The sequence below is a fragment of the Saprospiraceae bacterium genome (genome assembly GCA_026129545.1).
Classification (GTDB): domain Bacteria; phylum Bacteroidota; class Bacteroidia; order Chitinophagales; family Saprospiraceae; genus M3007.
In genome coordinates this window covers 2,691,328-2,712,794 of sequence record JAHCHX010000001.1, presented here as the reverse complement: position 1 = coordinate 2,712,794, position 21,467 = coordinate 2,691,328, and the positions used below count along the sequence as shown (strand labels likewise).

Here is a 21,467-nt window from a genome sequence, read left to right as displayed (position 1 = left end):
GAGTGACACCGCCTTTCAATACGACCTCCATGCCGCCGACATCCCCGCCAGTCGCAAGGTAGTGGCCGTCTATGACGGATTCACCGACCCTTTCCCCGTCACTTTTTTATGATGCAACTCTCCCATGACGGACGCAGCCCGGTGTTCAGGATGCACGATATGACGGGGCGATTGGTGCGCGGGGAGCGCGTCGTGCTGGGGGTGAACGAAATGGAGGTGGGCGATTTGCCGCCGGGGATGTATTTTTGGAGCGTGGAGGCGAAGGACGAGGTGGTGAAAAGTGGAAAAATCGTTAAAATGGAAAAATAAGCATCATTAGATGCTTTGGCTTTGGACAATGTTGGATGGTAATGCTTATTGACGGGGATGCCAATAAGGGCAGCAATCTGCCAGCAGATGTTTGGTTCGCTCAAATCACGTCCGACACACAGGCGCTCCAATCCAGCGGATTTTTAAAACTCAAATAAAAATAAAAAAATCATGAAAAACAAGCTCATCACTTTCGTTTTCGTCTGTTTTACATTTCAGACTCATGCCCAAACCTTCGCTCCCGTCGGCTCAAAATGGGTGTATTGCTACGCAGTCAACGCCGTAGGCGGCGCGGAAGGCTACGACACGTTGGTAGTCGAATCTATCGCCGAAACCCATTTCGATACCTTGCCTTGCAGCGAGCTTCAAGTGACATACTGCTATTCATCGGGAGATTTTGGCTGTGGGCTGGTCTCAAAAGCCACTGTTTGTCAAGACGACAAGAAAATTTACTATCGGGAAGGCGATTCGCTTTATTTGTTACACGATTTTGGCTTAATGCCCGGCGACACCTTGCGCATTCGCTACCCAACGGCACTCGATACTTTCAACCGACTGGCGATAGATTCGGCTTTCTTCGCTAGTCCTTCACTTCGCTATTTTGACATCGTGGTTGTGGATACCACAACGCTCGACCTGAATGGCAATGCAGTGTGGGCGCAGACTTTTGCCGAAGTCAGCGACGATGATGCTTTCCATCCATCTTGGTATAGCGGTCAGTTTCTGGAAGGCATCGGCAGCACGGCGGGTTGGCTGTTCCCACGCGCCATCAATGCTTTGCAAGAAGAGCACATCCCAGTAAGTCTTATCTCTTACACTAGCTCGACCTTGAACGGCAACTTCTTGAATCTTAATGCTTTTTGTCAAACAACATCCACAAAGGGCATCAAGCCTGTATCTTCCGTGAAAGTGTGGCCAAACCCCGCAAAAACAGTGCTGAACCTTGAAGTGCCCACAACGGGCGAAGGTGTTCAGGTCCAGATATTTGATGTGAGCGGCAAAATGCTTGTGACGGCAACAAACTATGCTCTCGACACTATACAGGTGAATATCGCCAGCTTGCCTCCGGGAATCTACTTGTTCAAAGCAATCATGCCGGCTTATGGCATCGCGGCAGGTAGATTTATGGTTGAGTAGGTCATGGGATGGGGCCAAACTCAGCGTACTCCAATGGACTGGCATTTCATGGCTGCAATATGGTTCATGATTCAAATGAACGACAAGGTTTTTTTGGTAGCCTGCCAGCCATCAGGCAGGCTACCAAAAACAAATCCAACAAAGCTTGTCAGTCGGCAGGAAATATGGGGGCCTACAATTTTCCCAAAGTTGCTTGCACGAACCTAGTCAAGGCCTCGCCGCGCAACATTCCTTGCTGGAGCAAAGCGAGGTGGAGGAGGTACTGGGAAAAATTGTTCTGCTCGCCCGTGTCGGCGATTTTCACCAGTTTCTGCGCGATTAAGGGGTGGTTGGTGTTTACCACCACATTGTAAGCATCGAAGGAATCGCCCATTGCGCCCATGCCGTGCATGGCCTGCATTTCTTTCATCCGCCGCATGAACTCCGGCTTGGTGATGATGACGGGTTGGTCGTCGGGCGAAAGGGGGGAAAGCGTGACGGAGGCACCAGCCTGCTTGTTCGTTACCGCTTCAAAACATTGCTTCACCGTCTCTTGCTCTTTTTCCGAGAGTACCGACTCGCGTTTATCATCTTTTTGCACCAAGTTGTCCACCGTGTCGGAGTCCACGCGCACGAACAGCAGATTGAGGTCGCCGCCGCGATATTCGATATGTTGCATCCAATGATTGTCGAGCACCGTATCGAGGAGCAGCACGTCGTAGCCTCGGCTTTCGGCTGCTTTTATTTGCGCGTCGTAGCCCTCCGGGTCGTTGGTATAGATGGCGACGACTTTATTGTGCTTATCGGTCTGGTTGGCCTTGATTTTCTCTTTGTAGTCGTTGAGCAGGAAGGAATCTCCCTTCACGTTTTGCACAAGGACAAAGTTCATGGCGCGTTCTTCAAATTTTTTATCGGAAATCATTCCATATTTTACGAAAACACCCAAGTCGCGCCATTTTTGCTCAAAGCCTTGACGGTCGTTTTTGAAAAGGTCGTGAAGTTTGTCGGCCACTTTTTTCGTGATGTACTCGCTGATTTTTTTGACATTGGCATCGCTTTGCAGGTAGGAACGGGACACGTTGAGCGGAATGTCGGGCGAATCAATCACGCCATGCAAGAGAAGTAGCCATTCGGGCACGATGTTGCGCACGTCGTCGGTGACATAGACTTGATTGCAGTATAGATGGATTTTGTTGCGCGTTACCTCCAAGGCGTTGCCCAATTTGGGGAAATACAAAACACCCGTGAGATTGAAAGGATAATCAATGTTCAGGTGAATCCAGAACATTGGCTCGGGTGCCATTGGGTAGAGCTGGCGATAAAATGTTAGATATTCCTCGTCTTTGAGTTCGTTAGGCTGTTTCTTCCATATTGGGTGCGTCTCGTTGATGATATTGGGCACCTCTCGTTTTTCCTCCTTTTTCTCCTCGCCAGTCTCGACATATTCCGTCTTCGTGCCGAATTGGATTGGCACGGGCAGGAACTTGCAGTATTTTTCCAACAGCCCCTCTATGCGAAATGAGTTGAGGAAATCGGTGTTTTCCTCATTAATATGCAAAATCACGTCGGTGCCGCGCTGCGCTTTTTCCACTTTTTCGATGCTGAACGCCGGGCTGCCTTCGCAGGTCCATTTCACTGCCTCAGCACCTGCCTGCCACGACCGCGTGACGACTTCCACCTTGTCGGCCACCATAAAAGCGGAATAGAAACCCAAGCCAAAATTGCCAATGATGGTGCTGTCCTTGTGTTTTTCCAAGAACTCGGCGGCACTGGAGAAGGCAATCTGGTTGAGATATTTGAGCACCTCCTCCTCAGTCATGCCGACGCCTTTGTCGCGGATGATAAGCTGCTTGTCGGCTTCGTTGAGAATGACCTCAATGGTAGTGTCGCCTATTTCGCCCTTCACCTCGCCCCGATTGGCAAGCGTGGTGAGTTTGGTGGTCGCGTCCACGGCGTTCGACACCAACTCGCGCAGGAATATCTCGTGGTCGGAATAGAGGAATTTTTTGATGATGGGGAAAATGTTCTCGGTCTGTACGGAAATAGTACCTGTCTGCATAATTGTTGATGGGTTGAGTGAGTTGTCTGGCTCTCTTGCGTTTCAAATGGTCGTCTTTCGTACGCCGTAACGCTGTTCAGGCGTGTGCGCCCACAGGGTTCTGATTTACTTGCGACCATTTGAAGTGCAGTCCTCGGGAGCGGTATCGCTATTAAAGCAATCGTTCAGAGTGTGAAAAATGGGCAACGAGGCCTAATCCCCGTTTTCAAAGGGTATGCCAGCCGAATTTTGACTGTCAAAATGTCTTGCGCGGTATTCGAAGGTTTTCAAAAGGCTGAAAAACAGGGGTTTTGGAGACTACCTAAAAAAGGTTGTAAAAAAAATTACGTCGGAAAATATGTGAGACGAGGGCAAATTGGCATGGCTAATTGGCACAGTACTTGTCTTAATCGAACTGCGCTTGTGCGCGGCGGGTCGCCAAAAGTTTTCAGCGATGGCGATTCGGGGAAACGAATGGTGGAATCAAAGTTTCCATAAGATTTAAGGTCAAATGTGGCCTTGAACCCGTGGCGAGGGACCAGTCCGTCTGGGGGGTAGGGCTGGTCTCCTCACCACAATTTTCGTTGAAGAAACACCTTCGAAAATCTTGGTAAACAATTGTTTGATGAAAGCGAAAGGCAGAAAGTTCGGTTGCGGACCTTCTGCCTTTCGCTTTTTTGCTACACAGCCGGATGGTGGGCGTTTTTCATTCGCCTGATTTTGACAGCGGCCAAAACGGCCAAGCTTATCACAAAAAACACCGCCAAAGCAGCCACACTGTTGCGCATCCCGCCCGTGATATTTTCCACAAACCCAAACACAAAAGTGCCCGCCACCGTAGATATCTTGTCCATCACGTCGTAGAAACTAAAGTAGGAAGCGGTGTCCGGCGTGTTTTCAGGCAAAAGTTTGGCGTAAGTCGCTCTTGAAAGCGACTGAATGCCGCCCATCACCAGCCCGACCGCCCCTGCGAGCAGGTAAAAATCGAGACCCGTTTGCACGAAATATCCCGTTATGCAGATGCCCGTCCAGATGATGAGCATGGTCATCATCGAAAATTTGTTGCCCTTCCGCCCAGAGAGTTTCGCCGAAGCCCAAGCACCACCGATGGCGACTATTTGGAGAATCAGTACCAAGAAAATGAGCCTTTGCGTGTCGAAGTGAAGCTCTTTTTCCGCGAACGTGGATGCGAGAAAAAGCACTGCCTGCACCCCCGCGTTGTAGCAGAAAAAAGCGAACAGGAAAGCCTTTGTGTTCGAGTCGCCCTTCACCACTCGCCACACTTTTTTTATTTCCTCGTAGCCCTTGGTCAACAGATTCTCGCGGGTAGTGGGTGGTGCGTCGTTGGGCAAGCGCCGCAGCGGAATCTGCGCGAACCCTATCCACCACAGGCCAACCATGACAAAAGCGGTAGGCACGGCCTGCAAACCGTCGGAGAAGCCGAACCACTCGTAGTTCATGATAACTATAAGATTGACAACCAGCAAGATGACACTGCCGATGAACCCGTAACTAAAACCTTTCGCGCTGACATCGTCGTAGCGGTCTTCGGTGGCGATGAGCGGTAAAAACGAATTGTAGAACACAATCCCGCCGGCAAAGCCAATCGTTGCCAAAACGAACCCCGTCACCCCTACCCATAAGGTTTTCATGCTAGTGAAGAACAGCAACGAAATGCAGGCCAAGGCCCCCAAAGTGGTGAAAAAGCGAAGAAAGACTTTCTTCTTGCCCCCATAGTCCGCGATGCCCGACAGCAGTGGCGAAATGGCGGCGATGACCAAATAGGCAAATGAGATGCTCCAAGCGTAGAGGGTGCTGTTCGACATTTGCAAGCCGAACACGTTGAGCGTGTCGTTGGTTAGTTCAAGAAAATAGCCCGGAAAAATAGCGACAGTGATGACCAGCGCATAAGCACTATTGGCCCAGTCGAAAAACGCCCAGCCATTGATGACACGCTTGTCGTTTTTTTGAGGTGTTATGGCGGCGGCAGAATCAGTTGTTTCCACGACAGGAAAGTTTTTCGTTTTGCAGTATCATGCAAAGGTGGGAGTTCCCGCGCTCGTTGAGTAGGAAACGGAAAAAAATCTTGAAAAAAGCAAGGGCCGACTATTCAAACACCACCTCCACCACATCCTCCACTTTCAGCCCCAACAGCGTGGCGGCCTTGCCCATGTTCACCGCGATTTCGAGAAAACCCGCCATGTTGAACAAGCAAAGTTGTTCGCCCGGCGCCACGTCGCAGTAGTTTTCCGAAAGTTTCGTGATGGGGTCGTTGCGTTTGAAAAAGAGGGAAAAAGCGCGACCGTTCAGGTTTTTTTCAAACACCTCGCGGCGGATGTTGACCACGACGTTTTCAAAATTGTCCACATGAATCACCGTGCCGCGAATGCGCGTGGGCGTGATGACAGGCTGAATGCTGATGCGTTCCAGCAGCGGCGCGGCAAATTCGCCCAACTCGTCGAAGGGCTTGCCAGAGATAAGATGCGCCGTCGCATCGGCGAAGACGGATTTTACGGCAAAATGCTCCGACGCGTCGGCAGGCAAATTGCGGAGATTGGCGGGGTCAAGGTTTTGAAAAAGCAAAGTCAGCAAGCCGTTGTCGGGCGCGAGAAAAAAATGTCCCTCATGGCGGGCGGCCACGAAGCGAAATTCGGGCTGATACACACAGTTGACGCCGACGAGGTGAATCGTGCCTTCTGGAAATTCGCGCCACACATTTTGCACCACAAACGCCCCCTGCACGATGTCGAAAGGCTTGATATCGTGCGAAATATCCACCAACAAGATGCCCGGCGCACGGCTGAGCAACGCGCCTTTGAGCGCGCCGGTGTAGAAATCCTGCGTTCCAAAATCGGTGGTGAGGGTGATGAGTTGCATTTTGGCTTAGTTGTTCGTTCGGAGAAATTTAAGAAACTTAATAGCGCGTTTTTTTGTTGGGAAATCCGCTTGCGCCACTCTATTTTTGTGGGCAAAAGCGGGGTTCGTTTTTTACAAAAGGCAAGGAAGTCCGGCGCGAAAATACCACTGAAAATCAACCCGCTAAGCGCCGTTCGCTTCCCGCTGCCAAAAAAATTAGAGGACTAAAATTTGAGCGAAATCATTCTCACCGTCGAGGGCGTTGACCCTGTGGAGCTGTTCGGCGAAAACAACGCAAAATTAAATCTTTTGCGTAAAGCCTTCCCCGATGTCACGATTACGTCGCGTGGCAACAATCTGAAAATCACCGGAGAAAAGAAGGATGCCCAAGCGGCCAAAGCCAAATTCGAGATGATGGCGCGCTACCTGCGCGAACATCACGAACTGCCCGTGCAAACGGTGGCCGACCTCATGGGCGGCGAAAATCCCTTCGACGTGCGCATCCCCGTCAATGGCGACGGCGCGAGTGGCAACACCATCCTTTTCGGGCGCGATGGCAAGCCCATCAAGGCCAAAACACGCAATCAAAAGCGCATGGTTGAGGTGTGCGAGGTGAACGACATCGTGTTCGCGCTCGGCCCGGCGGGTACAGGCAAGACTTACACGGCGGTCGCCATCGCCGTGCGGGCGCTAAAAAACAAGTTGGTCAAAAAAATCGTGCTGACCCGCCCTGCCGTCGAAGCGGGCGAAAATCTTGGTTTCCTGCCCGGCGATTTGAAAGAAAAAGTGGACCCCTACCTGCGCCCGCTCTACGACGCGCTCGATGATATGTTGCCCATGGACAAACTCAATTTTTTCATGGAAAATCGCGTCATCGAAATCGCGCCGCTCGCCTTCATGCGCGGTCGCACTTTGGACAACGCCTACATCATCCTCGACGAAGCGCAAAACGCCTCGCCGCTCCAACTCAAAATGTTCCTCACGCGCCTCGGCCCTTCGGCCAAGTGCATCATCACGGGCGATTTGAGCCAGATTGACCTGCCAGGCCACCAAAAATCAGGCCTTCGCCAAGCCGTCGGGATGCTCGGCGACGTGGACGGCATCGCGGTCATCAATCTCACGACCGAAGACGTGGTGCGCCACCGTCTCGTAAAGGAAATTATCAAGGCTTACGAAAAAATAGAGGCCGAGGAGCGTGCCCGCAAGGAGCGCAAGAAGGCGGAGCAAAACGCTGACAAGGAGGAACTTGAAGATGCAAAACCTAATGGCGAGCCATCAAAGTCAGGTCAAGCATGAGCAGTGCAGTCGTTTACACCGTCGGCCACTCCAACCATGAGCCGGAAGCCTTCGCCGATTTGCTCCAGCATTTTGGGGTCAATTGCCTCGTGGATGTGCGCAGCGTGCCAGCGAGCGGGCGGTTTCCGCAATTCAACAAGGTGGCTCTGTCCGAATTTTTAAAGGGCAAAAACATCCAGTATCTCCATTTCGGCAAAGAGTTCGGCGCAAGACACACAGCTCCCGAACTGCTGGACGAGGAGGGCAAAGTTGATTTCGAGAAAGTGCGACAAACAGAGGATTTCAAAAGTGGCGTGGCGCGTCTGCGCGCCGGCCTTGAAAAGGGCTACTCCATCGCGCTCATGTGTTCTGAGGCCGACCCTTTCGACTGTCATCGCTTTTCCATGATTTCCGGTTTTTTGGAAAAAAACGGCTTTGAGGTAAAACACATTTTGAAAGACAAAACCCTGAAAACCAACCTCCAACTCGAAAACCAACTTCTGAAAAAATACCACAAGCAGCTGCCGTTCGCACCCTCGTTGGAAGAACAAGTGTCACACGCATACTTGCTGCGCAACAAAGACGTGGCATTCTCGCCATTCAGCGCCGACGCAGACACCGAAGAGCAGATTTGACCACCCGTCAAGCCTAAAAACCGACAACCATGAATGAAAAAATCCTCGCCCTCCTTCACTCTCCTCACCCTTTCGACACCTATTTCAAGAGCGTTTTTGGCATCGTCGAGGCGGCGCGCCAACTTATCGAGTTCGCGGTACCGAAAGAAATTTTGGAAAAAATGGACCTCGACACCTTGACACTTGCTTCCGATACTTATATTGATGAAAAACTGCGGAAGTCAATGTCAGACTTGGTTTATGTCTGCGATTACGAAAGAGGGCAGAAGGCGCGGATATGTGTGCTATTCGAGCACAAAAGCACTCATCCGGGGCGCATGGTCTATCCCCAAGTGGGACGCTATTTGACTGGTGCACAGGAGGAAGACGTGAGGCAAAACAGGGAAAACTTCACGCTGACCATTCCGATTCTTTTCTATCATGGCGAGGACGCTTGGAACCCCAAACCACTCCACTCGCTTTATGGGGCCATTCCCGGCGAGCTCGCCCGTTTTATCCCTGCCTTTGACTTTCTCGTGGTAAACTTGCAGAAAATGAGCCGCGATGAAATACTGGCGATAAGAGAGTTCTCCCTACTGCGCAACATTTTTTTAGCCATGAAACGCGCTTGGGACGACAATTTTTTCCGCAAACATTACCGCGACATCGTTATTTTTGTGGACGAAAACGTGAGAGACGAAGCGCTGCTCTTGTTGTTCGACCTCACATGGCTTTTCGTTCAGCACATCTCATCTCTTAAAACGGAGGATTTTATGGAAATCGCAACTGCATTGCCCCAGCCTCAGGAACAAAAGGCAAAGACCGTCATTGAGCAATTCAGAGAGAAGTTTCAGAAAGAAGGCATGGAAAAAGGCATGGAAAAAGGCATGGAGGTGGCCATGGAAAAATCCATCCGGCAAATCATGCTCAAGCGCCCGCAGATGCCCGACGAAGAAATCGCTGACCTGTTGGATGTCTCTCTTGAAAAGGTCAAAAAAGTGCGTGCCTCGCTGCAACAGTCCTGACCGTGATAAAGCTTTATACCATCGGCTTCACGAACAAATCCGCTCGACAGTTTTTCGATTTGCTTCGCGACGGCGGCGTGACCAAAATCGTGGACACACGCATCAACAACGTGTCACAACTCGCCGGATTCGCCAAAGGGCAAGACTTGGCCTTTTTCGCCGAAGCAGTCGGCGGCATGGGCTACGAGCACAACCTTGATTTTGCCCCCACCAAAGACCTGCTCTCCCAATACCGCGACAAAAAACTCTCTTGGGACGAATACGCCACCGAATACCTCGACTTGCTCGACCGCCGCAAAGTCGCCCAAAAAACCGACATCGAAAGCCTCCACCGCCACTGCCTCCTGTGCAGCGAACACGGCCCCGAACATTGCCATCGCCGTCTGCTGGCCGAGTATTTTCAAGCCGTGCGCCCCGAAATCGAGATTGTTCATTTGGTGTGATTTGAGTGATTGTCTCATTCTCCCAATTCCCTCATTTAAAAGTTGAAAACCATGAAAACGACCTTCATTTGCCTCGCCAATTCGTACAAAGAAGGCGGCCGCTGCGTCGCCGGGATTGAATGTCACAACGGCACACCGCTTTGGAACGAGCATGACAAGCCGCGCTGGATTCGTCCGGTGAGCGCCGACACGCCGCACGGCGAAATTGACTCCCGCCTCTCCTACAAATTGAAACTGCTCGATGTCGTGGAAATGGACGTTTTCGACCCCGTGCCAGAGGGCCATCAAGTAGAAAACGTGTTGTTCAACCCTAATTCTTTGAAAACAAAAGGCGTTTTTCCAGCCCAAGAACTCGAAACACTGTGCGACCAATACCAACCCTTTCTGTTCGGCAATGCCTCCAACGCCGTCTCGGTCGAAGAAGCCAGCGAACTGTCCGAATCCCTCACACTTATCAAGGTAGTTGACTTCCGATTTGCCATAAAGCACAGCCCCTCCAAGCCCGACAAGCCCCACGTCCGCCTACATTTTGATTTCAACAAAAATCAATACAACCTGCCCGTGACCGACCCCATTTTCCTGCGCGAGATTCAATTTGACCAAGACTTTCTGAAAAACGCGCCGCGACTTTACCTATGCCTCTCGTTGGGCATCCTGCATGAGGGGCTGCACTACAAACTCGTGGCAGGCATCATACCAGCGACACATTCTTAACGAACTGTTTGATACCAAAGACATTCATTTCCGGCGAGGCGTACTACTTTTGCATTAGTTTTTCAACGCACACAAACACCCTCCCCGCACATGAAGCAAACCGCTACCCTTTTCGCGCTTGCCCTTTGCATCGCCCCTCTCGCCGACATGGCAGCTCAGGAGTTCCTCGTTCAAATCGCCGCGTATTCCGAAAAAATGCCCGATGCCTTTTTCAAGGAAAAAGGTGTTGAGAAGATCGCTTGCACCAGCCAGATGGGGATGCACAAGTATTTTGCGAGTGCTTGCCTCACTCGCGAGGACGCGGAAAAAATACAGGCGGAGATGATAGGCAAAGGCTTTCCCTATGCCATCATCATTGATTTGGAGGAAGAAAGAGCACTCAACGAAACCCATTGCCCCTACTTGCGCAATGGGAAGGCTTATGCCCAGTTGCTCAAAGGCACAGAGAAAGAGCGAAACATCTTTTTCGATTTTGGGAAACACAGCCTCGACGCCGAAGCAAAAGAGGCGCTCGATTGGGTGTGTGCAAGACTCAAAGAAAATCGCGATTTCAAATTGAAAATAGAAGGCTACACCGATGGAGTAGGCAGCGCCACCGCCAATATGGAACTCGCGGGCAACCGCGCTCGCGCCGCTCGCAACTACCTCATCGGCAAGGGCGTGCGGGCAGATAGGATGTTCATCAAAATTTTTGGTGAGGCAGAGTCTTTGGCACCCAACTCGGAGGAAATCAGCGAAGGCGTCAAGCAAGACCTGCCAGAAAATCGCAAGTGGAACCGCCGGGTCAAACTACTCATCTTCGAGGGTGAGGATGAGGCGGACAACACCACTGGCGGTAAATAATCACCACCTGCGCCGCCCCAACGACAGCACCGTGGCGGCAAGAAACAGCGCAATCACCGACAGGAAATAGACCACATCGCGGGTGTCGAGCACCCCGCGACTCACCGATTTGTAATGGTATTCGATGCCGATGGCCTGCACAATGTCGTCGGTTTTCCCGAAGAAGACAGGAAGCCTGCTGAGAAAATCAAAAGCAAGATAGACAAAGAAGCATAGGAACGTGGCAAGCACAAAAGCCACTATCTGATTGTTGGTGAGCGAGCTGGCAAATATGCCGATGGCCACAAAAGCGGCGGCAAGAAACAACAGGCCAATGTAGGAGCCAAGTATGCCCCCAGAGTCCAAGTTGCCCGGTGGCGCACCGAGCCGATACACCGTGAAATAATAGAGAACCGTTGGCACCAATGCAAAAGCCACCAAGACAAAGCAGGCAAAAAATTTGCCACCCACAATCTGCCAATCAGTGATGGGGCGCGTCACCAAAAGCTCAATCGTGCCCGTTTGTTTCTCCTCGGCGAACGTCCGCATCGTGACCGCGGGAATGAGAAACATGAACACCATCGGCGCGATGCCAAACAGCGTGTCAAGGTTCGCGTAGTTGTTGTCCAGCACACTAAATTCCGGAAACACCCACATGACAAGCCCCATCAGCACGAGAAACACCCCAATGACGATGTAGCCGATGAGAGAAGAGAAAAAGGTGTTTATTTCTTTGCGAAAAATCGAAAACATGATAAGTCAAAAATGCGCGAGCGTCTTGATGAAGCCCGTTTCAGTCGCTAAATAAGAATGGTGTCGCCTTATTTCGTCAGTTGCTGGAAAACTTCCTCCACCGAGTAAGTATCCTTTCTCAATTCCAACAAAGTCAGTTGGTTGCTTACCGCAAAGGCAAAGATGTCGGCCCGAATATCCTTGTCGGCAGGAGCCGTGAGTTGCCACTGGTTGTTGCCAAGGCGCTTCACCGTCTGCACGTTTTTGATTTTCGACAGCAGGCTTTTGTCTGCGCTTTCGGCAAACTCCACCGTGACAATCGTTTGCCCCGTGAACTGTTGTTTCAGCTCATGAATTGGCGCGTCGGCCACCAATTTGCCCTTGTTGATGATGATGGCTCGGTCGCACACGGCCTCTACCTCTGCAAGGATGTGAGTGCTGAGAATTACCGTTTTCTCCTTTCCCAAATCCTTGATTAGCTGCCGAATCTCGATAATTTGGTTCGGGTCGAGACCGCTCGTAGGCTCGTCGAGAATAAGCACCTCCGGGTCATGGAGCATCGCTTGAGCCAGACCCACTCGCTGGCGATAGCCCTTGGAAAGCTCACCGATTTGCTTGTGGCGGTGGCTGGTGAGCCCGGTGCGCTCCACCATTTCATCCACGCGCTGACGAGGATTCGCCACCCGATGAAGCCCTGCCGTGAATGCCAGATATTCGCGCACGTACATATCGCGGTATAGCGGATTGTGCTCAGGCAAATAACCGACGCAGGCGCGGGCTTCCATAGGTTGCTCGCTCACGTCGAAGCCGCACACCTCCGCCTTTCCGCCGGTCTGCGGCAAATAGCCTGTTATGATTTTCATGGTGGTCGTCTTGCCCGCGCCATTGGGGCCGAGAAAACCGAGCACTTCGCCCTTTCGCGCTTCAAACGACACGTCGTCCACAGCGCGCTGGGTGTCGTATATTTTCAGGAGGTGAGTGATTTTGACGGACATAAATTTGGGCTGAACGCTTGTTGGGGTGTTTTTGCATTTTGGGAAAAACAAGCGGCAAACTTACATGAAAATCCCGTTCTCGCAGGAATGAGATGAAAAAACAAACGCCCTGACGAAGCAAGGTAGGAAGCGGACGGGCTAAAAAACGTCCGCCGCAAAACACTTTCATTTTTCATCAAAGCAAAAGGCAAACGAAAACCCACTCATCGCCGTTTGACCGTATATTCCGTCAAAGCTAGTTTCAAAAATCAAAAACCATGCACTCAAAAACATTTGCAACCACCTTGTGGCTATGCTTAGCTGCCCTTGCGCTTCAATCCCAAACGGCCCCCTCCCATGCGGGTCTCGACTCACTCTTGCAAAAACACGTCTCCGAAACAGGACGGGTAAACTACAAAACCTTGAAGGCAGACAAAGACGCGCTGGCTGCTTATTGCCAGACCCTAAGCGACCACCCCGTGCAAGACTCATGGGCACGCGAGGAAAAATTGGCTTACTGGCTCAACGCCTACAACGCCTTCACCCTCAAACTCGTCGTGGACAACTACCCCACCAAGAGCATCATGAACTTCGACGGCGGCAAAACATGGGACGTGAAACGCATCAAACTCGGCGACAAAAAATACAGCCTCAACAACATCGAAAACGACATCATCCGCCCGCAGTTCAAAGACCCACGCATCCATTTTGCCGTCAATTGCGCCGCCAAATCGTGCCCCCCGCTTTGGAATCGCGCCTACACTGCCGAAAACCTCGACTCCGCACTCGATGCCCGCGCGCGTGCTTTCATCAACGACACGAATTACAACACCCTCTCTGACTCCAAAGCCTCGGTCAGCAAGATTTTCGAGTGGTATGCCTCCGACTTTGGAGACCTCAAGAAATACCTGAATCAATACGCGACTACCCGGTTGAAAGGCAGCGCTGTGGTCACGTTCAAAGAGTACGATTGGGGCCTGAACGAGTGATTCGGAACTCCCGTCAACAAGCGCCCCCATGCCGACAATTGGTCGGCGTGGGGGCATTTTTTTGCCCATAGAGCAGCGTCGCGCCATTTTTATGCCCCATAAATACGGCTTGCTTAAACACAATTTTTGAATGACAAAACAAACCAAATTGCCCTTTCGTCGCGGATTTTCTTTTTCAAAATTCTAATGTTAAAAACGTCGGGCAATTGACGGTTTTCCTGTAACCTTGCCAAAAATTTTTAAAAAAAATGAAACGCCGATTTTTTCGCCAATAATGTTTCAAGCAACTGAAAATCATAGAATTAAACTTTATTTTCAGACTGTTGCGCAGAAATAGTTCCTAACAATGCTCCCCCATTTTGTCAAACTGGCCTTTGGTTTGCTAAGGCCGTTTTGCCCAGCAATAATTTCTTTATTTTTCCAATCTTAATCCCTCTTGCAGATGGCATCTAACTACGGACCAAAACAGACCCTCACCCAAAAACTTCAGCAAAAACTCTCGCCCCAGCAGATTCAACTGATGAAGCTGCTACAAATCCCAACGGCCACACTCGAGCAGCGCATCCAAGAAGAACTGGAAGTCAACCCCGCGCTCGAAGAAGGCGACGAAACCGCCGACCTCACCGAGGGAATGTCAGAGATGGACCTCGCCGACGCCGATTTGAGCTACTACGAACGCGAACAAAAATCCGAATCGGGCGAAAACGGGTCTGATGCCGAAACCAACGACGGCGATGCCTCGAGCGACGCGGAATTGCTCGACGAAATAGACCGCGACACCTCGGAAGACTATGCCGATGAAGAAGAAGCCGTCAGCCTTCGCGACGACGACGTGGAGCTTGATGACTATCTCATGGACTTCATAGAAGACGACCCGGCCACCTACAAAACCCGCGACGAAGGACGAGGTGGCGACGAGGAGGAGAAAACAGTGCCGCTCGCCTTTGAAAACACATTCCACGAATATCTCGAACAACAACTCGGCCTGCTCGACCTCGACGACGAGCGCGAACGCGCCATCGCCATGCAAATCATCGGCTCCATTGACGACGACGGCTACCTGCGCCGCGAGACCTCTGCCATGGTGGACGATTTGCTCTTTAGCCAAAACATATCCACCCACGAGAAAGAAATCAATCGAATCCTCACCAAAATACAACAGTTCGACCCGCCCGGCACAGGTGCCCGCGACTTGCGTGAGTGTTTGTTGCTCCAACTCCACCACCGCCTTCGCCAAGATGAGGACAGCTTATCGTACGAAGAAAAACTGGCCGTCCAAATCGCCATTCGCATCATTGACCACTTCTTCGACGAGTTCACCAAAAAGCACTACCAGAAGCTCTGCCGCCAGCTCAACATTGACGAGGAAGACCTCAAATGCGCGGTGGATGAAATACTGAAACTCAATCCCAAACCTGCCAGCGGGTTTGCTACCCGCGGCGACCGGGCGCTCAACTATGTGGTGCCAGACTTTCTCGTGAACAACCGCGACGGCGAGCTCGAGCTCACCCTCAATGCCCGCAACGCGCCCGACCTCCGTATCAACGACCAATACCGCGACATGCTCAAAGCATTCCACGCGGGCCGAAACGGTCGCCGCCCGACGAAGAAGGAAAAGGAAGCCGTCTTGTTCATCAAGCAAAAAATTGATAGCGCCAAATGGTTCATTGATGCCATCAAGCAGCGCCAACAAACCATGATGCTCACGATGGGGGCCATTCTCAAACACCAATACGATTACTTCCTCACAGGCGACCAGAAGAAGCTCCGCCCCATGATTCTGAAAGACATCGCCGACACGACCGGATTGGACATCTCGACCGTGAGCCGGGTAGCCAACTCAAAATATGTCCAAACCGAATTTGGCACCAAGCGCCTCAAAGACTTTTTCTCCGAAAGCCTGAGCACCCAAGACGGCGAGGAGGTCTCTACTTTGGAAGTGAAAAAAATCCTTACCGACATCATCGGGGAGGAAAACAAGCGCCGCCCGCTTTCCGATGAAAAGCTCAAATCCATGTTGATGAAAAAAGGCTACAACATCGCTCGGCGCACCGTGGCGAAATACCGGGAACAACTGAACATCCCGGTGGCACGCTTGAGAAAAGGACTTTGAGCAGCGCGTGAGCAGCGCCATCAACCGAGCACGCTCGCGTTCATCAATTCTTCGATTTCTTCCAACTCGATAGGAATGTTCTCAAACAAATCCACCGGGCCATTGTCGGTGATGAGGATGTTGTTTTCGAGGCGGATGCCGAGGCTCTCGTCAGGAATGTAAATGCCCGGCTCGCAGGTGAACACCATGCCGGCGCGGAATGGCTCATAGCGATGCATAAGGTCGTGCACATCAAGACCGAGATGATGGCTTGTGCCGTGCATGAAGTATTTTTTGTAGGCAGGCTTGTCTTTTTCCTGCTTCTCAATGTCTTCGCGGCTGATAAGCCCAAGCCCAAGCAACTCGCTTTCCATGATTTTGCCCACCTCTTTGTGATATTCCTCCAGCGTGTTGCCCGGCACGAGCATGGTCTTGGCCTCTTTCATCACACGGTGCACGGCGTTATAGACGGCACGCTGGCGGTCGGTGAACTGACCATTCACCGGGATAGAGCGCGTGAGGTCCGCATTGTAATTGGCGTATTCGCAACCAAAGTCCATGAGCACCACTTCGCCGTCCTTACACTGCTGATTGTTCTCGATGTAGTGCAACACGCAAGCGTTCTTCCCCGACCCGATGATAGGCGTGTAGGCGTGCCCGGTGGCACCATTGCGGATGAACTCATGGATGATTTCCGCCTCTATCTCATATTCCCACACGCCGGGCCGGGCGAATTCGAGCACACGGCGAAATGCCTTGCCCGTGATGTCAATGCAGTGCTGAATGGCATCCACCTCCCACTGGCTTTTCACCGTCTGGAGTTTTTTCAGGATAGGCTGAGAGCGGTGAATGGTGTGTGCCGGGTAGCGGTCGCGGATATATTTGGCGTAGCGCAAATCGCGGGTCTCCACTGGCGAGAGATACCGGTCGTTTTCGTTGAGATTCAGGTAGATGCTGTCTGCGAGCAATATCATCTCGTTCACGACCTGTTCGGCCTCGTCGAGGAAATATACCTTTTCGATGCCCGAAGCCTGTTGCGCCTCTTCCTTGGTATACTTGTGGCCTTCCCACACGGCGAGGTGCTCATTGGTGCGGCGGATGAGCAGCACCTCTTTGTGCTCATCTTTGGGGCAATCTGGGAAGAGAAGGAGCATGGTTTCTTCTTGGTCAATGCCAGAAAGCCAGTATAGCCCCGCGTTTTGGCGAAACGGGAAAAATTGGTCGCCAGAGCGGGGCATTTGGTCGTTCGAGTTGAAAACGGCGATAGCGCCTGGTTTCATCTCGCGGGTGAAGCGTTTGCGATTGTGTTGGAAGAGGTCAGGGCTGAGCGCTTTGTATTTCATGACGAGTACGATTATGAAAAATTTCTCGGCGCAAGAATGAGACTTTTGCCGAAATCTACAAGCCGCGCCTTTTGTTAAAATTTAGGTTTGTCATCGCTTGGCATCCTATCGCCGCGCTCCGAGCGCGGCGCGGCCTTGCGCGGCTCGCTGCGGCAATTTTTTTTGTCTTAAAATTTGCCCCAAAACCAAAAGCACTACATTTGCCGTCAGTCGAACGACTCAATTATTTTTCACTCAACATTGACAACAGCGAAATGAATTTCCCAGACAAATTCAGATACACCGAAGACCACGAATGGGTTCACCTCGAAGGGGGCAACGTCGCATTGGTAGGCATCACCGACTATGCGCAAAGCGAATTGGGCGAATTGGTTTACATCGAAGTGGAAACCGTCGGAGAAATCGTGGATGCCCACCAAGTATTTGGCACCGTGGAAGCCGTGAAAACCACCAGCGACCTGTTCATGCCAGTAAAAGGAAAGGTAGTGGAGTTCAATGAACAGGTTGACGATGCCCGCGGCGGCAATCCTGCGATCATCAACGAAGACCCTTACGGCAAGGGCTGGATAGTCAAAATAGAGGTTTCCAACCCCTCCGACCTTGACGCACTGATGACCGCCTCCGCCTACAAGGCGCACGTCGGTCAATAAAGCAACCGTCGCTGCTATTTCCTTTCAACGCTGGCTTTTGGTTACTTTTGTGACGAAGGCCAGCGTCTTGTTTGTCCCTTTGGCGAAGGCCAGTCATACCCAACGAAAAGTGGTTTGCGAAAAAATACCCGTTCAAGTCCTTGAAAATCATTGTTGTCAATCAAGGAAATCTCGCAAATCATTTTCATTTGGGTACACAATAATTTAACCCCTCCCAAACCCGCCGTCTCGGTACTTTTGCCGATTATTGTGAAAAATATCATGTTGGAAAAAGTAAAACTGAGCATCGTCATCCCGACCAAAAACGAGGGCAAGTACATTGGCCAAACCATCGGCCAGTTCGAGCCTTATCTCGAAAAGTACAACCTCGAAATCATCATTTCGGATGCAGACAGCCGGGACGACACGGCAGCGGAAGTGCAGCGTTGGCAGGCAAAATGCGGCGAGCGGGTGCGCCTCGTGACGGGGCCAGCCAAACAAAACATCGCCATCGGGCGCAATCTTGGCGCAGCGCAAGCCAAAGGCGAACTGCTCTTTCACACGGATGCCGATGTGCGCATTCCCAACAAAGACAGGTTTTTTCAAACGGTTTTTGCAAGGTTCGACCAATCCGCCATCGTCGCCGCCACCGTGCCGATATGGGTCTACCCAGAAGAATCGGGGCTGCCGGACAAATTGTACCACATCCTGATGAACTCTGTGATTCGCCTGTCATTCATGGTCGGGGTTTATCTGGCCAAAGGCGAATGTCAGTTGGTGCGGCGCTCGGTGTTTGAAAAAATCAACGGCTACAACGAGACCATTGTGGCAGGGGAAGACTGCAATTTGTTTTACCGATTGCACAAAGAAGGGCGCATCGGGTATTTTTACAGGCTGTCGGTGCATCATTCGCCGCGCCGTTTTCGGGAGTACGGCTACCTGCGCCTGAGTTTGATTTATCTTAGGGAAGGGCTTTCTTTGCTTTTTTTGAGAAAGTCATACATGAAAGAATGGACACCTGTGCGGTGATTTCCGGGGTTGATTCTGAATCGGCCCAATCCCGAAAAAGTCTCCTCGTCCATTGCTGAAGTCCAACATCTATTGACTACACCTTATGACACCCAAGTTTGAAAATCTTACTTCCAACCTTCGTTACGACGCTCCGGCTGCACTCGTTGTTTTTTTGGTGGCCTTGCCGCTTTGCTTGGGCATAGCGTTGGCCTCTGGGGTGCCGCTTTTCGCAGGCATTCTTACGGGGGTGATAGGCGGGGTAGTGGTGGGGCTTATCAGCCGTTCGCCTTTGAGCGTGAGTGGCCCGGCGGCAGGCCTGACGGTCATCGTGCTGGGCGCGGTGGAGAAATTGCCCACGTTTGAGGCTTTTTTGTTGGCGGTGATGCTCGCGGGAGCCTTGCAAATCCTATTGAGCGTGTTAAAAGCGGGTGTTATTGGAGATTTCATTCCGTCCGCCGTCATCAAAGGAATGCTCGCGGCCATCGGGTTGATTTTGATTTTGAAACAAATCCCGCATGCCTTAGGCTACGACCGCGACCCCGAAGGGGATTTGGCATTTGTGCAAAGTGATGGCGGCAACACTTTTTCCACGTTGCTGAAAATGTTCGATAACATCTCTCCGGGAGCGGTCATCATATCTTCTATCTCTCTGGCTTTTCTGTTTTGGTGGGAAGGGGCGTCCCTGCGCAAAAGGGTTCAGTGGTTTCAGTACCTTCCGGGGCCTTTGCTTGTGGTCGCTTTTGGCATTTTAGCCAACATCTTTTTCAAGGCCAACTTCCCAGCGCTCGCCATTTCAGATAGTCATTTGGTCTCCATCCCCGTCGCTGAGTCGTTTGGCGAGTTTTTCAAACAGTTCCATTTCCCGGATTTCACCCAAATTGGGAACAGGGACGTTTGGACCTCAGCGGTGACCATTGGTTTGGTAGCGAGCATCGAGACATTGCTGTGCATAGAGGCCGTGGACAAACTCGACCCGCTCAAGCGCATCTCGCCAACCAACCGCGAGCTCTTTGCGCAAGGCATTGGCAACATGACGGCTGGCCTCATAGGCGGAATGCCCCTGACTTCGGTCATCGTGCGCAGCTCGGCGAACGTCAGTTCGGGCGGACGCACCCGAATGTCCACGATACTTCACGGAGTCTTGCTGGCGCTCTGTGTGATAGCCATTCCGGGTCTGCTCAATAAAATCCCATTGGCAGCTTTGGCTGCCGTGCTCATCTCGGTTGGCTACAAATTGACCCAACCTCGTATTTTTGTGGATAAGTACCAAAAAGGCTGGGCGCATTTGATACCCTTTGTGGTCACTATTGTCGCTATCTTGCTCACTGACCTCTTGATTGGAATTGCGATAGGGCTGTTCGTGGCCGGAGCGTTCATCCTATACAATAACTTTCACTCGGCCATCATTCATATCAAAGAGGGCAACAAACACTTGATTCGGTTCAAAAAGGATTTGTCCTTTTTGCACCGGCACGAACTCAAAAGAGTGTTGAAAAGCCTCACGGAAGGCAGCGACGTGGTGATTGATGTCAGCCGGACGGGTTTCATTGACCTCGACAATATCGAAATCATCAACGATTTTATCCAAACAGCGCATTTCAAGAATATCAACGTATCAGTACATCGCCTCAGCGGCCAAGCAACACAAATCATAAATACTTCTGAAACATGAACACTTACGATCGCTTACTCCTCGAAAACAAAGCATGGGCAAAAGAAAAAGTAGTGGAAGACCCTCAGTTCTTCGAACGCTTGGTCAATGTGCAACGGCCTGAATTTCTCTGGATTGGTTGTTCGGACAGCCGAGTGCCACCCGACCAAATCACCCAAACCCAGCCGGGCGAGATTTTTATCCACCGCAACATCGCCAACTTGGTCGTTCATACCGACCTCAATATGCTCAGCGTGTTGCAGTATGCGGTGGAAGTGCTGGAAGTGAAACACGTCATCGTGTGCGGCCACTACGGATGCGGCGGCGTGAAGGCGGCGTTGTCGCGCCATTCCTATGGCATCATCAACAAATGGCTGCGCAATATCAAGGACGTGTACCGTCTGAACGCCGCGGAAATCGATGCCCTCAGCACCGAAGATGAGCAGGTCAATCGCCTCATCGAGCTGAACATCCAGAGCCAAGTGCTCAACCTTGCAGAGACCTCCATCGTGCAGACCGCGTGGAAAAGACACAATCGCCCCCATTTGCATGGCTGGGTCTATGACCTCCACGACGGCCTCATCAGGACTTTGATGGACATGCCAGCCAATACGCCGCTGCCCTATCCAATCTACCAGTTCGACAACTTGGTGTAAAACCTTCTCCATTACAGCTCGTGACAGTGTTTTTTCAAAAAAACGACATAGCAGACCATACCTCGCCCCATACAGAAGCAAAAAAAGAAGCCCGTGGCGCGTTTGCCACGGGCTTTTTCACTAAACCGTTTCTATTGTATGAAGCTACAATTTGAACTCCCAAACGTGTGCCAAAAAG

The 21,467-nt window shown here is 51.5% G+C and carries 20 protein-coding genes; 14 read left to right on the top strand and 6 right to left on the bottom strand.

The window, feature by feature from the left end:
- Positions 1–108: 108 nt before the first annotated feature.
- Together KIS77_10430 and KIS77_10425 are read left to right on the top strand one after the other, a co-directional pair.
- Positions 109–309 carry a T9SS type A sorting domain-containing protein gene (locus KIS77_10430; GenBank protein ID MCW5922753.1) on the top strand — a complete coding sequence of 67 codons (201 nt, stop codon included), beginning with the start codon at positions 109–111 and terminating at the stop codon, positions 307–309.
- 171 nt (positions 310–480) lie between these two features.
- Entirely contained in the window at positions 481–1,446 is a 966-nt protein-coding gene (locus KIS77_10425) for a T9SS type A sorting domain-containing protein (protein ID MCW5922752.1), read from the top strand.
- Between the two features lie 172 nt (positions 1,447–1,618).
- Here the strand turns inward: KIS77_10425 and htpG are convergent, their stop codons facing one another.
- From htpG to KIS77_10410, 3 genes are all read right to left on the bottom strand, one after another.
- Positions 1,619–3,484, bottom strand: coding sequence for a molecular chaperone HtpG (gene htpG / locus KIS77_10420; GenBank protein ID MCW5922751.1), 1,866 nt, complete (start codon positions 3,482–3,484; stop codon positions 1,619–1,621).
- 659 nt (positions 3,485–4,143) lie between these two features.
- On the bottom strand, positions 4,144–5,469 hold the full coding sequence (locus KIS77_10415; protein ID MCW5922750.1) for an MFS transporter: 1,326 nt from the start codon (positions 5,467–5,469) through the stop codon (positions 4,144–4,146).
- 100 nt (positions 5,470–5,569) lie between these two features.
- Positions 5,570–6,340, bottom strand: coding sequence for an SAM-dependent chlorinase/fluorinase (locus KIS77_10410; protein ID MCW5922749.1), 771 nt, complete (start codon positions 6,338–6,340; stop codon positions 5,570–5,572).
- A gap of 210 nt (positions 6,341–6,550) precedes the next feature.
- Here KIS77_10410 and KIS77_10405 point away from each other — a divergent pair, with 210 nt between their 5' ends.
- The 6 genes from KIS77_10405 (at position 6,551) to KIS77_10380 (ending at position 11,233) form a co-directional block, all read left to right on the top strand.
- Positions 6,551–7,615, top strand: a complete 1,065-nt coding sequence (locus tag KIS77_10405) for a PhoH family protein (GenBank protein ID MCW5922748.1) — start codon at positions 6,551–6,553, stop codon at positions 7,613–7,615.
- Positions 7,612–8,229, top strand: a complete 618-nt coding sequence (locus tag KIS77_10400) for a DUF488 domain-containing protein (protein MCW5922747.1) — start codon at positions 7,612–7,614, stop codon at positions 8,227–8,229. Before KIS77_10405 ends, KIS77_10400 begins: the two co-directional genes overlap by 4 nt.
- 29 nt (positions 8,230–8,258) lie before the next feature.
- Positions 8,259–9,233, top strand: coding sequence for an Rpn family recombination-promoting nuclease/putative transposase (locus KIS77_10395; GenBank protein ID MCW5922746.1), 975 nt, complete (start codon positions 8,259–8,261; stop codon positions 9,231–9,233).
- 2 nt (positions 9,234–9,235) lie between these two features.
- A complete protein-coding gene (locus KIS77_10390; GenBank protein MCW5922745.1) occupies positions 9,236–9,676 on the top strand; it encodes a DUF488 domain-containing protein in 441 nt (146 codons plus the stop codon).
- 51 nt (positions 9,677–9,727) lie between these two features.
- Entirely contained in the window at positions 9,728–10,390 is a 663-nt protein-coding gene (locus KIS77_10385) for a hypothetical protein (GenBank protein MCW5922744.1), read from the top strand.
- A 90-nt stretch (positions 10,391–10,480) separates the two neighbouring features.
- Entirely contained in the window at positions 10,481–11,233 is a 753-nt protein-coding gene (locus KIS77_10380; GenBank protein ID MCW5922743.1) for an OmpA family protein, read from the top strand.
- On the opposite strand, the gene gldF is transcribed toward KIS77_10380, so the two are convergent.
- Both gldF and gldA read right to left on the bottom strand, forming a co-directional pair.
- Entirely contained in the window at positions 11,234–11,965 is a 732-nt protein-coding gene (gldF, locus tag KIS77_10375; GenBank protein ID MCW5922742.1) for a gliding motility-associated ABC transporter permease subunit GldF, read from the bottom strand.
- 68 nt (positions 11,966–12,033) lie between these two features.
- Entirely contained in the window at positions 12,034–12,939 is a 906-nt protein-coding gene (gldA, locus tag KIS77_10370; GenBank protein MCW5922741.1) for a gliding motility-associated ABC transporter ATP-binding subunit GldA, read from the bottom strand.
- Positions 12,940–13,196: 257 nt separating this feature from the next.
- Between gldA and KIS77_10365 the strand changes: the two genes are divergently transcribed.
- Both KIS77_10365 and rpoN read left to right on the top strand, forming a co-directional pair.
- Positions 13,197–13,907, top strand: coding sequence for a DUF547 domain-containing protein (locus tag KIS77_10365; protein MCW5922740.1), 711 nt, complete (start codon positions 13,197–13,199; stop codon positions 13,905–13,907).
- Positions 13,908–14,349: 442 nt separating this feature from the next.
- Positions 14,350–16,020, top strand: coding sequence for an RNA polymerase factor sigma-54 (gene rpoN / locus KIS77_10360; GenBank protein MCW5922739.1), 1,671 nt, complete (start codon positions 14,350–14,352; stop codon positions 16,018–16,020).
- 20 nt (positions 16,021–16,040) lie between these two features.
- Here the strand turns inward: rpoN and KIS77_10355 are convergent, their stop codons facing one another.
- The gene (locus KIS77_10355; GenBank protein ID MCW5922738.1) at positions 16,041–17,342 is read right to left on the bottom strand and encodes an aminopeptidase P family protein; all 1,302 of its coding nucleotides are present in this window, start codon (positions 17,340–17,342) and stop codon (positions 16,041–16,043) included.
- Between the two features lie 254 nt (positions 17,343–17,596).
- Here KIS77_10355 and gcvH point away from each other — a divergent pair, with 254 nt between their 5' ends.
- The 4 genes from gcvH to can all read left to right on the top strand — a co-directional run bounded on the left by gcvH (position 17,597) and on the right by can (position 21,289).
- The gene (gene gcvH, locus KIS77_10350) at positions 17,597–17,992 is read left to right on the top strand and encodes a glycine cleavage system protein GcvH (GenBank protein MCW5922737.1); all 396 of its coding nucleotides are present in this window, start codon (positions 17,597–17,599) and stop codon (positions 17,990–17,992) included.
- A 261-nt stretch (positions 17,993–18,253) separates the two neighbouring features.
- Positions 18,254–19,000, top strand: a complete 747-nt coding sequence (locus tag KIS77_10345; GenBank protein ID MCW5922736.1) for a glycosyltransferase — start codon at positions 18,254–18,256, stop codon at positions 18,998–19,000.
- An 85-nt stretch (positions 19,001–19,085) separates the two neighbouring features.
- Complete coding sequence (locus tag KIS77_10340; protein ID MCW5922735.1) at positions 19,086–20,654, top strand: SulP family inorganic anion transporter; 1,569 nt, start codon at positions 19,086–19,088, stop codon at positions 20,652–20,654.
- Positions 20,651–21,289, top strand: a complete 639-nt coding sequence (can, locus tag KIS77_10335; protein ID MCW5922734.1) for a carbonate dehydratase — start codon at positions 20,651–20,653, stop codon at positions 21,287–21,289. The genes KIS77_10340 and can overlap by 4 nt, the downstream gene beginning before the upstream one ends.
- The last annotated feature ends 178 nt before the right edge of the window (positions 21,290–21,467 follow it).